The sequence below is a fragment of the Microbulbifer agarilyticus genome, assembly GCF_020171345.1.
In the GTDB taxonomy this organism is placed as follows: Bacteria; Pseudomonadota; Gammaproteobacteria; order Pseudomonadales; family Cellvibrionaceae; genus Microbulbifer; species Microbulbifer agarilyticus_D.
Map to the genome: position 1 here is coordinate 116,610 of NZ_JAIUZM010000002.1, position 14,407 is coordinate 131,016.

Sequence of the window (14,407 nt, forward strand, 5' to 3'; positions counted from 1 at the left end):
GGTAGAACGCCTGAATCTCAACTCTTGCAGACAGCCTATCCAAGCAAAAACAAACAGTCAACACTGATTGTTTTTAATTTTCAGGTTTGTTACCCTGCTGTCAGATGGTCGCTAAATAACCAACAATGCTGCCCCGGTAAGGTCGACCTATCTAATCGGGCAGCTACCAACACACTAGGAGATTGTTATGGATCTCGGACTTTCCGGAAAAAAGGCAGTCATTACAGGGGCAACGCGCGGTATTGGGCGTGCGATAGCAGAACAATTGGCCAGCGAAGGTGTTGACCTCGCCATATGTTCCAGAAATCAGGAAGAAGTCGATACGGCGGTAAATGCACTGAGTGGAAAGGGTGTCAAAGTCATTGGTGCGGTGGTGGATGTTGCGGATAAGGCGTCTTATCAGGCATGGATAGCCAGCGCTGGGGATGCGCTTGGTGGTATCGATATCTTCGTGCCTAACGTGAGCGCTGGTGGCGGCAACATGGGGGATGAGGGGTGGATCAATAACCTCAACGTCGATGTGCTTGGCACGACGCGAGGTGTAGAAGCGGCGATGCCGTTCCTTGAGCATTCAAAAGCAGCCTCTATCGTGATTATCGCAAGCACCGCGGGCGTTGAGACCTTCATGGGGCCGCAGCCCTACAACGCATTGAAAGGCGCTTTGGTGATTTACGGTAAGCAGTTGAGTCAGGCCGTTGCAGAGCAGGGTGTGCGCGTGAATTGTGTTTCCCCCGGGCCGGTATTTGTCGAGGGCGGAGCCTGGGATTTCATCAAGGAAAATATGGCGGACCTCTACGAGGGTACGCTGGCTCAAATTCCACAGGGTCGTATGGGTAGCCCTGAGGAAATCGCTAATGCGGTGACTTTCCTGGCAAGCCCGGCAGCGAGTCTCATCACTGGAGTAAATCTGGTGGCTGATGGCGGCTTTACTAAACGGGTACAGCTATAACCTGAAGCTCTAGCTGTATCACAAGGGGCGCAAGGACGGTTGCGCCCCGTTATTTTCTTCGCGAATGATCGGGGGATGCTATGGGTAAAAGTGATCGTATTGATGTCTATCTCGTTGCTGGTGGTAAATACCACAACATTGACCACGCGCGGGTTGAATTGTTGAAGCTGCTTGCAGAGCAATCCAGAGTTAAGGTCAAGGTGGGCGCTGACTACAGTGATATCGATGCCATATGCGAATCTGATTTCATTGTTACCTATACCTGTGATGTGATCCCGACCTCTGAGCAAACGACACGCTTATGTGAGTACGTCCGCTCGGGCAAAAAATGGTTCGCGTTGCACGGTACCAATTCGATTCTGCGTTTTCTGGTGAACGATGGTGATTTCACTGTTGACTGTCCGGAAGAGAACATTCCTTTTATGCAGATGCTTGGCAGCCAGTTTATGGCGCATCCGCCAATTCATGAATACGAGGTCAAGGCTACGGAGCCTGACCATCCACTGGTGAAGGGCATTCCATCGTTCAAGGTCGATGACGAGCTGTACCTGAGTAAATTTCATGGTGAATACCAGACCTTGCTGCATACCCACTGGAATGATCCGGTAGAAAATTTCACCAGCAACGAATGGGTCAAGGAGGATGACATACAGCCGGTGCTGTATATCCACCCGTATGGCCAGGGGCAGGTTTTGTATCTCACGCTAGGTCATTGTCGTGGCAAATACGATATGCAGCCGGAGATTGAAGAGTATCCGGAACCCGAGGAAGGTGCTTGGCGTACGGAAGAGTTCTACGAATTGCTTCGTAGAGGTATCTGCTGGGCGATGGATCCTATTGCACAGTAAATGTCGGCCGCAGACGGACCAAGGTCAGCTATTAGCGAATTAATAATAGGGAACGGTGAGTATGGACCTATCGTTTAGCCAGGAAGAGCTGGCTTTTCAGCAGGAAGTGCGCGTATTTCTTCAGGAAAATTTGCCGGCACATATTGTCGAAGCGACGCGCCATGGTAGTGGTGTGTTCGTAGATAAGGGCATTGCACTGGAGTGGCAGGGGATTCTGGCCGAAAAAGGATGGGCGGTACCGCAATGGCCGGTAGAGCATGGTGGCACCGGGTGGACAGCAACCCAGAAGTATCTCTTCAGTAAAGAGTGTTACCACGCAGGTGCACCCATGCTGATTCCTCTTGGCTTGCTCATGCTCGCGCCGGTCATCATGGCGTTTGGCACGGAAGAGCAAAAGGCGGAATATTTACCCAAGATGTTAAGTGGGGAACATTACTGGTGTCAGGGGTATTCCGAACCGGGTGCTGGGTCTGACCTGGCCAGTCTGAAGCTGAAAGCGGAAGCCGATGGTGACGATTATGTCCTGAACGGTTCTAAGATCTGGACGACGCATGCTCACCTTGCGGACCATATTTTCTGTCTGGTTCGTACCGATAGTCAGTGCAAGCCCCAGCACGGCATCAGCTTTTTACTGGTTGATATGCGCACGCCGGGAATTACCGTCGAGCCCATTATAACGATGGCGGGTGACCATGAGGTGAATCAAGTCTTCTTCGACAATGTACGGGTTCCACAATCCAACCGTATTGGCGAAGAGAACAAGGGCTGGACCTATGCCAAGTATCTTCTTGAGTTTGAGCGGGGTGGTGGTTTCAGTGGTGACAGAATACGCCACGACCTCAATCAGCTCAAAGACCTCATTGCGGATGTGCAGAAGTCAACCTCGGGGTTTGATCGTACCGGTTCGATTGCCCGTAAAGTGGCGAGAATTGATATTGATCTGAAGGCGCTGGAGATTATCGAGCTACGCATTTTATCGTCGCTCAGTAGTGGGGGGACGCCGGGGCCCGAGTCGTCGGTGATGAAGCTTACCTATACTCGCATTGAGCAGGCGGTCAATGAGCTGGCGGTTGAAGTGATCGGATACCAGGGTATTCCAATGAACCCTGTCGAAGACGGCAGTGACGAGAGGCCAGACTATATCAGTTCCATTGTTCCGCGTTACCTGAACAATCGTGCCGCGTCTATTTTTGGCGGCTCACAGGAAGTTCAGCGCAATATCGTTTCCAAATTTGTGTTGGGGTTGTAGGGCTCGCTCAAGAGCCCTTTTTTTACCACACGACCCGGCCGAGTTGCGCTGTAACTGTTTAGTTGTGCTTGCCGTATTATCAGGCGGGCTCGAGTATTTCCAATATACTGGAAAAGTCTTTCTTGCCGTCACCTGCCGATTGCTTTTCACGATAGAGCGATTCGGCATGTTCACCCAGCGGTATTTTGCTGTTGGTTTTCTTCGCATTTTCAATAGCGAGCCCGAGATCTTTGGTCATCAGGTCCACCATAAAGCCTGGTTGATAGCCGCGTGAAGCCGGGCTGTCCATGACGCCTGGATAGGGATTGTACAGTTCCAGTGACCAGTTGCGTCCGGAGCTCTTGAGCATGATCTCGGAGAGAATACTGGGGTCTAGCCCGCTGTTTGCGCCCATTTTCAGGGCCTCACTGGTTCCAATCATATGTATGGCAAGCAACATGTTGTTGCACATCTTGGCAACCTGTCCCGCGCCGTGGCCGCCCGCATGGAAAATATTTTTACCCATTGCAGACAAAATGGGCTCTGCCCGCTCAAACCCGGCTTCCTCGCCGCCGCACATAAACGTTAGCGTTCCGGCCTGGGCTGCCGCCACACCGCCGGAGACGGGCGCATCGAGAAATTGCTGTCCTCGTTCTGTGGCTTTCTTTTGCACCCGTCGTACGGTATCAACATCGATGGTCGAGCAATCCAGTACCAGGCAATCCGCGCTGATCGTATCGAGCAGTCCCGCGTTACCATCGCTGCCTAAATAGAGACCGGCCACATGTTGCCCGGCGGGTAACATTGAGATCACTACTTCGGTATTTTCAGCCGCTTCTCTTGGGCTCTTTGTGCCGGTCGCGCCTTGCTTGACTAGGGTCGCGATGGCGGTATCGGACAGGTCGTACACGCGAACGTCGTGACCTGCCGCTACAAGGTTGGCTGCCATGGGGCCGCCCATATTGCCCAGCCCGATAAATGCAATCGTTGTCATTGGTGTTCCCTCTTGAGGATGCGGTTACAAGTCTGAAAGGGGATTACTTGCCCAGGGTGGTTCGAAGCAGGCGTCGATCAGTGCCTGTGGAATCTGCTCGATACTGTCGAATTGCCATTGGGGCTTATTGTCCTTGTCGATGAGTAGCGCCCGTACGCCCTCGGCAAAGTCCGGTTGACGCACCACGTGGGTGGAGAGCAGCAACTCAGCCCTAAAAACATCGGCGAGGGACATATCTGCGCAGCGCTGCAGTTGTTCGTGAATCAGTCTCGCCGATAGGGGCGATCCGGCCTTGAGTGCGGCCTTGGCTTTTTGCAACCACTTGGTATCGCCCGGCAAACCCAAGATGGCGTCACTGATCTCGGTGAGTGTGCCCTCACTACAGGCGCTTTCAATTTGCTGGCAATACGGTTGCAATTGCCCCGGGGGCATTGCGTCGAGTTGGTAGGTGGATAAGATCTCGCTGGCGATTGCATGATTAATCTTCCCTTCTGTACCAGGGAGCCAAACCTGGTTACAGAGTTGTGCAAGTACTTCCTCACGCTTTTCGGCGGGAGCCGAATAGTCCACGAGGCCAACATACAGCGCATCGGTTAGGTTCAGTGAAGTTGCCGTGAGTCCCAGAAACAGGCCGATATGATGGGGCATGCGGTTGAGAAAGTAGCTACCGCCAACATCCGGGTAAAGACCGATGGTAATTTCTGGCATGGCAATGCGTGTGCGTTCAGTGCCTACCTTGTGGCTGGCACCGGCCATCAGGCCGAGCCCCCCACCCATGACGATGCCATGCCCCCAACAAATGACCGGTTTGCCAAACGTGTGGATCAAATAGTCCAGGCGATATTCTTCGTGAAAAAACGTTTCCGCGTAGGTGTTGGGTCCTCCGTTTGCCGCCACCGCTGAGCGGTAGAGTTGTTGCACGTCCCCCCCCGCACAAAAGGCTTTTTCACCGGCGCCCTGTAGGAATACTGCGGCAATGGAGTCGTCTGCCCGCCATGCCAGCAGTTGTCTGGACAGTGCCCGTACCATGTCCAGTGACAAGCTGTTTAACCTCTGGCTGGCATTGAGAGTGAGGACGCCTATAGCGCCGCCCTGAGCCGGCCGGACCTCTGCGGTGATCTCTTCGTTCATGCGCCTTCCATGATCAGTTTATGGTCGTATTTTGTATTATTGCCAGACTGGGCTGCGCTTTTCGAGAAACGCGTTGGTGCCTTCGAGCTGGTTTTGTTCGCCGATAAGGTCGACAAAAAGCGTGCGTTCAGATTTCAGGCCCGGCGAAAGGGCTTGCTCTCGCGCTTGTATCATCAAACGTTTGCAGCTGCGGATTGCATCGGGGCTCTGCAGGGCGACCTGGCTGGCGAGCAGGATGGCCCGCTCGAGAGCTTGCCCCTTCGGAACAAGTTCTTGCGCGAGGCCTATCTTTTCGGCGGTTTCTGCGTTGACGCGCTCACCGCACAGAATCATGCGGGAGGTCCACCCTTCGCCTACAAGCCAGCTAAGGCGTTGGGTGCCCCCGGCACAGGGCAGCAGCCCGACCTTAGCCTCGGGTAACGCAGCCTGTGCATGTGCTTCGAAGAGACGAACGTCACAGGCGAGGGCGCACTCGAGCCCGCCACCCATCGCATAGCCGTTCACCGCAGCAATCGCCACGCCTTCAAATTGCGCCAAAGCTTCAAAGGCCTCCCCGAACCGTCGGGCGACTTCAGCGGCAGTTGTCTTGTCCCCGGAAGCGAACTGCTTCAGGTCCGCACCGGCTGAAAAGAATTTATCTCCCTGGCCGTGAATTACGAGGGCCGTGATGTCCCGTAGCGTATTCAGGCGATGGATGATGGTTTTGAGCCCAGCGAGACTTTCCCGATCCCAGGTGTTGGCGGGTGGGTTGTTGATCGTCAAGACGGCAATGTGATCGTGAATCTCGACCAGCAGTTTTTCAGTCGGACTGATTTCTTTCATCATCTACTCCCGGTTGTTTTTATCGTTTGCTTTTCTGTGGGCGGTACAAAGTCCGCAGAGGTTACTCAATCAAGGTACCGCGTCGCTCGGATAATAGTTGTCGTGCGATGACTAAGCGCATGATTTCGTTGGTGCCTTCCAGAATCCTGTGTACGCGTGTATCGCGAAAGTAGCGTTCGATCGGGTACTCGCGGATGTAGCCATAGCCACCGTGGAGCTGGATCGCCTCGTCGCAAATGGAGAAACAGGTATCGGTGGCAAATCGCTTGGCCATCGCGCAAAAACTCGCGCGATCGGGTGAACCCTGGTCGAGCTTGGCGGCGGCCAGTCGGATCATTTGGCGGGACGCAACCAGCTGAGTGGCCATGTCGGCAAGTTTGAATTGAGTGTTCTGGAAGTCGGCGATAAGGCGGTTGAACTGTTTTCGCTCTTGCACATAAGTACTGGACAGTTCCACGCATGCTCTGGCTGCCCCCACGGAGCAGGCCGCAATATTGATTCGCCCACCATCGAGCGCTTCCATGGCCAGCTTGAATCCCTGCCCTTCTTCAGCGAGGCGGTTTTCTACGGGCACCTTTACGTTTTCAAACGTGACGGTGCGGGTAGGTTGGCTGTTCCAGCCCATTTTTTCTTCGGTTTTGCCGTAGTGGATGCCCGGTGTGTCGGCGGGAATGGCTACGCAGGTGATCCCGCGGGGGCCTGGTTCGCCGGTGCGTACCATAGTGATCAGCAGGTCAGTATCCCCAGCGCCGGAAATAAAGCACTTGCTGCCATTGATGAGGTAGTGATCCCCATCCCGCTCGGCTCGGGTGGAAAGGGATGCGGCATCAGAGCCGGAGCCCGGCTCCGTTAGGCAGTAACTCGCCAGCCTGTGCCCGGAAGCGAGCGCCTCGCACCAATAGGCCTTGAGCGCGGGACTGCCATAGCGGGCGAGCATATTCAGAGCCATATTATGGATACTGATATAGGCTGCTGTGGAAGTGCATCCGGTTGCCAGCTCTTCAATTACCAGTGTGCTATCCAACCGGCTAAGACCAATGCCTCCATCTTCCTCTGGTACATAGAGGGACATAAATCCCAGCGCACCTGCTTCGATAAATAGTTCGGTTGGAAAAATATGTTCCGCGTCCCACTTGGCTGCGAATGGCGCCATGGAGGTTTCCGCAAACTTACGCGCAGTTTCCTGGAACGCAATCTGGTCTTCATTGAGTTCGTAGTGCATGGATGTCCCGCTCCTATCGGAATGAAGAGCGCGCGCAGGGAGGACCCTGCGCGCAGCCACAAGCGAAAGGTTGGTTTACTTGAGTGCGATACTCATATTTGGTGCGGAGACCCGAGTCTCTTTCCACGCGGTGGTGATCGTCTTGGTTTCGCTGTAGAAGCGCACCGCCTGCTTACCATAGGCATGCAGGTCACCCATAAACGATTTCTTCCAACCGGTGAAAGAGAAGAAGGGTAGGGGTACTGGAATCGGAATATTCACACCCACCTGGCCCACTTCCACCTCATGCTGGTATCGACGCGCGTTTACTCCGGAAGTGGTAAAGATGGAGGTGCCGTTGCCATAGGGGCTGTTGTTCACAATCCGCAATGCGTCATCCAGATCATTGGCATTGATGCAGCAAACCACAGGACCGAAAATTTCTTCCCGATAAATGTCCATGTCTGTGGAGACGTCGGTAAACAGGGTCGGGCCGACCCAGTTGCCGTCGGGATAGCCGTCGACTTTGATATCCCGACCGTCAATGACACAGGTGGCTCCCTGATCGATTCCAGATTGAATCAGCCCTTTTACACGCTGTGTCGCGGCCTTGCTGACAAGGGGGCCAAAGGCCGCCTCGGGATCATCCCATACTCCGGGACGTATGCGCTTCAGACGATCTGCCAATTCGCCAGCCCACTCAATCGTATCGCCGACAAACACAATCACACTAATGGCCATGCAGCGCTGGCCGGCGGCGCCAACGGTCGAGCCCACGAGGGTATTCATTACCGTTTCTTTATCGGCATCCGGCATCACCACCATGTGGTTTTTCGCGCCGGCGAAGCATTGCGAACGCTTCAGCAGGTTGGTGGTGGAGCGGTAGACATGTTCGGCCACCGGCACCGAGCCCACAAAAGAGGTGGCTACAATGTCCGGGTGATTGATGAGCTGGTCGACTTGTTCCTTGCCGCCGTGAATCATCTGCACGATACCTGCGGGTGCACCGGCCTGCTGGAACAGTTCGAGTAGGCGTACGGTGGCCAAAGGTACCTGTTCCGAGGGCTTCAGGATCATTGCATTGCCGCAGGCCACGGCCATCGGGAACATCCACAGTGGGATCATTGCCGGGAAGTTAAACGGGGTGATGCCAAGGGTGACACCAAGCGGCTGTACCAGACTATAGGTGTCGACACCGGAGGCGACATTCTCGACCGTTTCGCCCATCAGTAATGAGGGGACGTTGCACGCATGTTCCACAACCTCGATACCGCGCCAGACATCGCCCATGGCATCTTCAAGGTTTTTACCGTTGTCTTGCGCTAGGATTTCCGCAATCTCGCGCTGGTGTGCCTTGAGTAGGTGCTGATACTCGAGCATCAGTCGCGCGCGTTTCGGAACGGGCGTGTTGCGCCATTCCTGAAAAGCGGCTTTGGCTCCGGCAACGGCCTGATCAATTTCCTCCGGGGTGGAGAAGGGGACTTGGGCCAGTACCGCTTGTGTGGCCGGGTTTATCACATCTTGCTTGTCTGACGATTGACTCTCAATGAATTCGCCATTGATCAGCATCGGTACTTGTCTTGTCATCATAGCCGCCTTGCTTGCGTCGGTGGTGTGCGGTCCTTTCCGTCAGTCTTGCGCTGCAGGTGCTACCAATTGCGACTGTTTCTGCGACTGGATTTGCGGTTGAGCGGTTAGCCTCGGGAAGAAAGATTGCGCTTAACCAGTAAACTTTACTGTGATTAGCCCTCACTAACATTGACGAAATTGCGGCATGCATGGACGATATTGCTGATTTAGGGTGATCAGGTTTAGAATGCTTGCCTATGAGCGAACCATCTTCCTGGCCTCTCCCCAGTAGCGGACTGCGCTATCTTGCCCCCCAATTCATTCTCAATCACTTGAGCGAGAACCTGCTGACACGTGAGTGTTACCCCACGGCGTTGGGCTACTACCCTGCTGCCAAGGGGCATTCGATGCGTCGCGCTAGCCATGATGATTACCTGTTGTTGTATTGTGATAGTGGAGCTGGGCACCTGAGTGCAGGTACATTTGATGGTGCGATTGGTCGCGGTGATGTACTGATATTACCGCCGGGATTGGCACATCAATATCAGGCGGATGATGATGAGCCCTGGACTATCTACTGGTGTCATTTTCGCGGTGCTTTAGCGGATGTTTTCTTTCAGCACGTTGGTCTGGACAGTGACACTCCGGTGCTTAAAGGCATTGCCGAGCCAGCGTTGCAGTCCAGTTTTAAATCGCTGCTCAGCATTGCGCGGACTGGCTATGGCAAAACCGCCTTTGTACATGCGGCGAACCAGTTACGCCAAATACTCACGCTATTGGCACGATTGCGGAACAGGCGCGAACGTATTCAGAAAAATTTCGATTATGAGGTCGTGCATACCTATATGCTCGACAATATTGATTTGCCACTCACACTGGAAACGCTGGCTTCAGTGTGCAACCTGTCCAAATACCATTTTGCGCGAAAATATAAAGAGCTGACCGGCTACGCGCCACTTCAGCATTTCACCCATCTGAAGGTCGAGCATGCCTGTTTTCTGTTGGATAGCTCAGAGCTGAGCATTGGTGAGATTTCTTTTCAGCTGGGCTTTGAGGACCCGCTGTATTTCTCGCGGACCTTCAAGAAGGTGACGGGCCTTTCACCAACAACGTACCGCCAGTCGGCTCATCGTTAGTGCTATAAATATTGTGGCTGTGATGGGTTCAGCGTGGGCGCTGATTCAGCTCTACAGGGGCAAAAAGGCGTGTGTGGCGTGGTCGGCTAATACGGGAGAGGATACCTCTCCCGTAAAATACGTGTGCGACTATTGCCAGTTGAGAATGACTTTGCCGGATTCGCCGGAGCCCATGGTGTCAAAGCCCTGCTGGAACTGATCCACGGAGAACTGGTGGGTAATGATGGGTGACAGATCGAGTCCCGATTGAATCAGGCTGGCCATCTTGTACCAGGTCTCGAACATCTCCCGGCCATAAATGCCTTTCAATACCAGGCCTTTGAAAATCACCTGGCTCCAGTCGATGGCCATTTCGCCCGGGGGAATACCCAGCATTGCAATCTTGCCGCCGTGGTTCATTGCCGACAGCATATCGCGGAAGGCGACGGCAACGCCGGACATTTCCAGACCCACGTCGAAACCCTCCGTCATGCCGATGTCTTTCATCACATCCGGCAGGTTTTCCTTGCTGACGTTGACGGTGCGGGTCGCGCCCATCTTTGCCGCCAGCTCGAGGCGATATTCGTTGATATCGGTTACCACGACGTGACGGGCACCTACGTGGCGGGCCACCGCCGCAGCCATGATGCCGATCGGGCCGGCGCCGGTGATCAGTACGTCTTCGCCCACCAGGTCAAATGACAGTGCGGTATGTACCGCGTTGCCAAAGGGGTCGAAGATCGACGCGAGTTCATCAGAAATATTGTCGGGAATCTTGAACGCATTGAGCGCAGGGATTACCAGGTATTCGGCAAACGCACCCTGGCGGTCCACGCCAACACCATAGGTGTTGCGGCACAGGTGGCGTCGGCCGGCGCGGCAGTTGCGGCAATGACCACAGGTAATGTGGCCTTCGCCGGAAACGCGGTCGCCCACGTTAAAGCCAGCGACTTCCTGCCCCATACCGACCACTTCACCCACATATTCGTGGCCCACTACCATGGGTACCGGAATGGTTTTTTGCGACCATTCGTCCCAGTTGTAGATGTGCATGTCGGTACCGCAAATTGCGGTCTTGCGGATTTTAATCAGCAGGTCGTTGTGGCCCGGTTCCGGCACCTCGACATCCGTCATCCAGATGCCGGGTTCGGACTTGAGCTTGGATAGTGCTTTCATAATTCGACTCAAAACTCCCAGCTCAAATAATTTCCAGCTCTTTGCCGACTTCGATAAACGCATCGATGCAGCGGTCCAGTTGCTCGCGGGTGTGCGCGGCAGACATCTGGGTGCGGATACGCGCCTGGCCTTTGGGGACTACCGGGTAGAAGAAGCCCACCACATAGATGCCTTGCTCCAGCATCTTGTCGGCCATTTTCTGCGCCAGTGCGGCGTCGCCGATCATGACTGGAATGATCGCGTGGTCGGCGCCGGCGAGGGTGAAGCCCGCTTCGCTCATGCGCTTGCGGAAATACTCGGAGTTCGCCTGCACCTTTTCTCGCAACTCGCCACCTTCCACCAGCATGTCCAGCACCTTGAGGGATGCGGTGACGATGGCGGGGGCCACGGAGTTGGAGAACAGGTAAGGGCGTGAGCGCTGGCGCAGCAGGTCAATGATCTCTTTGCGGCCGGAAGTGAAACCACCGGACGCGCCGCCCAGTGCCTTGCCGAGGGTGCCGGTAATGATATCGACGCGTTCGACAACATCGCAGTATTCATGGGTGCCACGGCCGTGCTGGCCGAGGAAGCCGACGGCGTGGGAGTCGTCCACCATCACCAGGGCATTGTACTTGTCGGCCAGGTCGCAGATGCCTTTCAGGTCGGCGATCACACCGTCCATGGAAAACACGCCATCGGTGGCGATCAGCTTGGTTCTGGCGCCGGCGGCGTCGGCCGCTTTCAGCTGCTCTTCCAGATCGTTCAGATCGTTATTGGCGTAGCGGAAGCGCTTTGCCTTACACAGACGCACGCCGTCGATGATGGAGGCGTGGTTCAAAGCGTCGGAGATGATGGCATCATCCGGGCCTAGTATGGTTTCAAACAAACCGCCGTTGGCATCGAAGCAGGAGGTGTAGAGGATGGTGTCTTCGGTCTGCAGGAATTCAGACAGGCGGGACTCCAGCGCCTTGTGGATGTCCTGGGTGCCACAGATAAAGCGCACGGAGGCCATGCCGAAGCCGTACTGGTCGAGCCCTTCTTTGGCCGCCTGGATCAACTGCGGGTCATTGGCCAGCCCCAAATAGTTGTTGGCGCAGAAGTTCAGTACCTGGGAGTCGTTGTTTACCTGAATCTCGGCGCTTTGCTGAGAGGTGATGATGCGCTCGCGCTTGTAGAGACCGTCGGCCTCAATCTGCTTCAGTTCGTCGCGCAGGTGCTGGAAAAATTGCTCGGGCTTGGACATGACGTTGTTATTGGCTCCTGTTGTGCTTTTGGCAGTAGGGCTATTTTTCGGGGAGGTCTTCCCAGTTAACGGCCGCAGCGTCACGCACGTGGAAAACTCGCATGTGAACAGACGCGTGTGAATAGCCGTAAGTGTAGGCCGGGGAGTCATTGATGACGATTCTCCCCAGCGCTGTATTCAGTCGTGTTTATACCGCCAGTTCACAGGCCTTGTGGGCCGTGACGGGCGTTTCGCTGGCGCGGCAATGGGTAGCGAAGGCCAGCGCCTCTTCCGTTGTGTCGAACAGCAATTGCCACAGCAGTTGTCGATCACTGCGTTTGACCGCCCGGACTGCAGTGCGGCAGCGCTGGGAGGCAATCTGGATTTCGATAACGTCGGTACTGGTAAGCTTGAATTCGGACATGTTCCCTCCAAAAGTTCTGGAGGGCTGACGGCGGAAGCGGCGATTCGTCAGTAAAAAATCGCATCCCGGTTGGATTGCAGTGCTGAAACCTAAATGTTCCAGCGACAGCCCCATCCCCTACACAGCGCTGCACAAGTGCATTGCTGCGAAGAGAAACCACCTTGCCCCGGTAGGCAGGTTGGCGTTGGCGTCAGCCACTCTCTTGATGTTCGGGGGCAAAGATAGCGACGTGATTGCGACTCGTCAACCACGTCGCCACTGTCCGGGCGCTCGCAGATTTTTATGCGGGCAGCTGCACGGATTTCAGTTCAATAAACTCGTCCAGGCCAGCATTGCCAAATTCGCGGCCATTGCCGGAACGTTTCACACCGCCAAATGGTGCGTCGTAGTTGAACTCGCCTCCGTTGACGAAGCACAGGCCGGCTTCGAGGCGTCGCACTACCGGCATTGCCGCTTCCGCGTCCTTGGCCCACACGCCGCTGGAAAGTCCGTATTCGGAATCGTTGGCGATGGCGATGGCTTCATCCATGTCCTTGTACGGGATCATGCAGGTCACCGGGCCGAAGATCTCTTCGCGGGCGATCGCCATGTCGTTGTTCACATCGGCAAAGACGGTGGGCTTCACGTAAAAGCCCTGCGCCAAGCCTTCCGGTGCTTCGCTGCCTCCGGTCACCAGGCGGGCGCCTTCGGCGATGCCTTTGTCGATATAGCCGCGCACAATCTCTCGCTGGCGGGAAGAAGACAGCGGGCCCATAAAGGCATTCTCATCGGTGCCGATCGCGACTTCTTCCGCAACCTGCTTGGCGATGGCAACCGCTTCTTCATAGCGTTCCGCGGGTACCAGCATGCGGGTCAGCGCGGTACAGGTCTGCCCGGTGTTGATGAATACATCTTCACAGCCCCAGCGTACCGCGGCTTCGAGGTCGGCGTCCGGGGTGATGATGAATGGCGATTTGCCGCCCAGTTCCTGAGTAACACGCTTGACGGTTGGTGCGGCACTTTTGGCCACTTCGATACCGGCACGGGTGGAGCCGGTAAACGAAACCATGTCGATATCCACGTGGCTGGACAGGGCCGCACCCACGATGGGGCCGGCACCGGGCACCAGGTTGAATACACCGGCCGGCACGCCTGCGGCGTCGATGATTTCCGCCATCACGTAATCCTGCAGCGGCGTCATCTCTGACGGCTTCTGGATCATGGTGCAGCCGGCGGCCAGCGCGGGGGCCACCTTGCCCACAAACTGGTGCAGGGGGTAGTTCCACGGGGTGATAAACCCGCACACGCCTACGGGGTCTTTCATTACCACCGAGTGCGCGGCTTTTTCGGTTTCCTCCATCAGCGCAGCGCGATCTGCGTAATAGCGCATGGAGTAAATGGGGCCATCCACGTGCAGCCACTCGGCGATATGCGCCGGGCAGCCCAGTGCCTCGGAAACCGCGGCAACCAGATCCTGCTTGCGCGCTTCCATGCCGTCGGCAATGGCATGCATCAGTGCCTGGCGTTTGGCCGCGCGGCTGTGGCGCCACTCTTTAAACGCAGCTTTGGCTGCCGCTACGGCGTCGTCGACATCTTCCATTGAGCCCTGGATGACTTCGCACAGGGTCTCCTCTGTGGCCGGGTTGATCACCGCGTGCAGGCTGCCACCCTTGGAATCGCGCCACTCGCCGTTGATGTAGAGTTTTTGAGTCGGTAATGCTTTCAGATCTGTCATGTTGTGTTCGCAGTCCTAGTAAATCCCTGAATTTC

General features: G+C 55.5%; 13 protein-coding genes. 4 read left to right on the forward strand and 9 right to left on the reverse strand.

What is annotated here, in order from left to right:
* Window positions 1-187 precede the first annotated feature (187 nt).
* The 3 genes from LCM31_RS07720 to LCM31_RS07730 all read left to right on the forward strand — a co-directional run bounded on the left by LCM31_RS07720 (window position 188) and on the right by LCM31_RS07730 (window position 3,046).
* Window positions 188-949 carry an SDR family NAD(P)-dependent oxidoreductase gene (locus LCM31_RS07720; protein ID WP_224868892.1) on the forward strand — a complete coding sequence of 254 codons (762 nt, stop codon included), beginning with the start codon at window positions 188-190 and terminating at the stop codon, window positions 947-949.
* An 80-nt stretch (window positions 950-1,029) separates the two neighbouring features.
* On the forward strand, window positions 1,030-1,797 hold the full coding sequence (locus LCM31_RS07725) for a ThuA domain-containing protein (protein WP_224868894.1): 768 nt from the start codon (window positions 1,030-1,032) through the stop codon (window positions 1,795-1,797).
* 61 nt (window positions 1,798-1,858) lie between these two features.
* Entirely contained in the window at window positions 1,859-3,046 is a 1,188-nt protein-coding gene (locus LCM31_RS07730) for an acyl-CoA dehydrogenase family protein (protein ID WP_224868896.1), read from the forward strand.
* Between the two features lie 79 nt (window positions 3,047-3,125).
* On the opposite strand, the gene mmsB is transcribed toward LCM31_RS07730, so the two are convergent.
* The 5 genes from mmsB to LCM31_RS07755 all read right to left on the reverse strand — a co-directional run bounded on the left by mmsB (window position 3,126) and on the right by LCM31_RS07755 (window position 8,763).
* Window positions 3,126-4,019, reverse strand: coding sequence for a 3-hydroxyisobutyrate dehydrogenase (mmsB, locus tag LCM31_RS07735; protein WP_224868898.1), 894 nt, complete (start codon window positions 4,017-4,019; stop codon window positions 3,126-3,128).
* A 24-nt stretch (window positions 4,020-4,043) separates the two neighbouring features.
* Complete coding sequence (locus tag LCM31_RS07740) at window positions 4,044-5,150, reverse strand: enoyl-CoA hydratase/isomerase family protein (protein WP_224868900.1); 1,107 nt, start codon at window positions 5,148-5,150, stop codon at window positions 4,044-4,046.
* A 36-nt stretch (window positions 5,151-5,186) separates the two neighbouring features.
* A complete protein-coding gene (locus LCM31_RS07745; protein WP_404804274.1) occupies window positions 5,187-5,972 on the reverse strand; it encodes an enoyl-CoA hydratase in 786 nt (261 codons plus the stop codon).
* 61 nt (window positions 5,973-6,033) lie between these two features.
* Complete coding sequence (locus LCM31_RS07750; RefSeq protein ID WP_224868904.1) at window positions 6,034-7,194, reverse strand: acyl-CoA dehydrogenase family protein; 1,161 nt, start codon at window positions 7,192-7,194, stop codon at window positions 6,034-6,036.
* A gap of 75 nt (window positions 7,195-7,269) precedes the next feature.
* Window positions 7,270-8,763, reverse strand: coding sequence for a CoA-acylating methylmalonate-semialdehyde dehydrogenase (locus LCM31_RS07755; protein ID WP_224868906.1), 1,494 nt, complete (start codon window positions 8,761-8,763; stop codon window positions 7,270-7,272).
* A 236-nt stretch (window positions 8,764-8,999) separates the two neighbouring features.
* Between LCM31_RS07755 and LCM31_RS07760 the strand changes: the two genes are divergently transcribed.
* Window positions 9,000-9,878, forward strand: a complete 879-nt coding sequence (locus LCM31_RS07760) for an AraC family transcriptional regulator (protein ID WP_224868908.1) — start codon at window positions 9,000-9,002, stop codon at window positions 9,876-9,878.
* A 129-nt stretch (window positions 9,879-10,007) separates the two neighbouring features.
* On the opposite strand, the gene tdh is transcribed toward LCM31_RS07760, so the two are convergent.
* From tdh to LCM31_RS07780, 4 genes are all read right to left on the reverse strand, one after another.
* On the reverse strand, window positions 10,008-11,033 hold the full coding sequence (gene tdh, locus LCM31_RS07765; RefSeq protein ID WP_224868910.1) for an L-threonine 3-dehydrogenase: 1,026 nt from the start codon (window positions 11,031-11,033) through the stop codon (window positions 10,008-10,010).
* 22 nt (window positions 11,034-11,055) lie between these two features.
* Complete coding sequence (locus LCM31_RS07770) at window positions 11,056-12,255, reverse strand: glycine C-acetyltransferase (protein WP_224868912.1); 1,200 nt, start codon at window positions 12,253-12,255, stop codon at window positions 11,056-11,058.
* Between the two features lie 187 nt (window positions 12,256-12,442).
* Window positions 12,443-12,658 (reverse strand): hypothetical protein, encoded by a 216-nt coding sequence (locus LCM31_RS07775; RefSeq protein ID WP_077404741.1) that lies wholly within the window; start codon window positions 12,656-12,658, stop codon window positions 12,443-12,445.
* Between the two features lie 280 nt (window positions 12,659-12,938).
* Window positions 12,939-14,372, reverse strand: coding sequence for an aldehyde dehydrogenase family protein (locus LCM31_RS07780; RefSeq protein WP_224868914.1), 1,434 nt, complete (start codon window positions 14,370-14,372; stop codon window positions 12,939-12,941).
* Window positions 14,373-14,407: the final 35 nt, after the last annotated feature.

Excerpts from the sequence above, each read along its gene's own strand:
- LCM31_RS07720 (WP_224868892.1), top strand. The coding sequence starts at position 188 with ATGGATCTCGGACTTTCCGGAAAAAAGGCAGTCATTACAGGGGCAACG.
- mmsB (WP_224868898.1), bottom strand. The coding sequence starts at position 4,019 with ATGACAACGATTGCATTTATCGGGCTGGGCAATATGGGCGGCCCCATG.
- LCM31_RS07780 (WP_224868914.1), bottom strand. The coding sequence starts at position 14,372 with ATGACAGATCTGAAAGCATTACCGACTCAAAAACTCTACATCAACGGC.
- LCM31_RS07730 (WP_224868896.1), top strand. The coding sequence starts at position 1,859 with ATGGACCTATCGTTTAGCCAGGAAGAGCTGGCTTTTCAGCAGGAAGTG.
- LCM31_RS07750 (WP_224868904.1), bottom strand. The coding sequence starts at position 7,194 with ATGCACTACGAACTCAATGAAGACCAGATTGCGTTCCAGGAAACTGCG.
- LCM31_RS07740 (WP_224868900.1), bottom strand. The coding sequence starts at position 5,150 with ATGAACGAAGAGATCACCGCAGAGGTCCGGCCGGCTCAGGGCGGCGCT.
- LCM31_RS07775 (WP_077404741.1), bottom strand. The coding sequence starts at position 12,658 with ATGTCCGAATTCAAGCTTACCAGTACCGACGTTATCGAAATCCAGATT.
- LCM31_RS07725 (WP_224868894.1), top strand. The coding sequence starts at position 1,030 with ATGGGTAAAAGTGATCGTATTGATGTCTATCTCGTTGCTGGTGGTAAA.
- LCM31_RS07760 (WP_224868908.1), top strand. The coding sequence starts at position 9,000 with ATGAGCGAACCATCTTCCTGGCCTCTCCCCAGTAGCGGACTGCGCTAT.
- LCM31_RS07745 (WP_404804274.1), bottom strand. The coding sequence starts at position 5,972 with ATGAAAGAAATCAGTCCGACTGAAAAACTGCTGGTCGAGATTCACGAT.
- LCM31_RS07755 (WP_224868906.1), bottom strand. The coding sequence starts at position 8,763 with ATGATGACAAGACAAGTACCGATGCTGATCAATGGCGAATTCATTGAG.
- tdh (WP_224868910.1), bottom strand. The coding sequence starts at position 11,033 with ATGAAAGCACTATCCAAGCTCAAGTCCGAACCCGGCATCTGGATGACG.
- LCM31_RS07770 (WP_224868912.1), bottom strand. The coding sequence starts at position 12,255 with ATGTCCAAGCCCGAGCAATTTTTCCAGCACCTGCGCGACGAACTGAAG.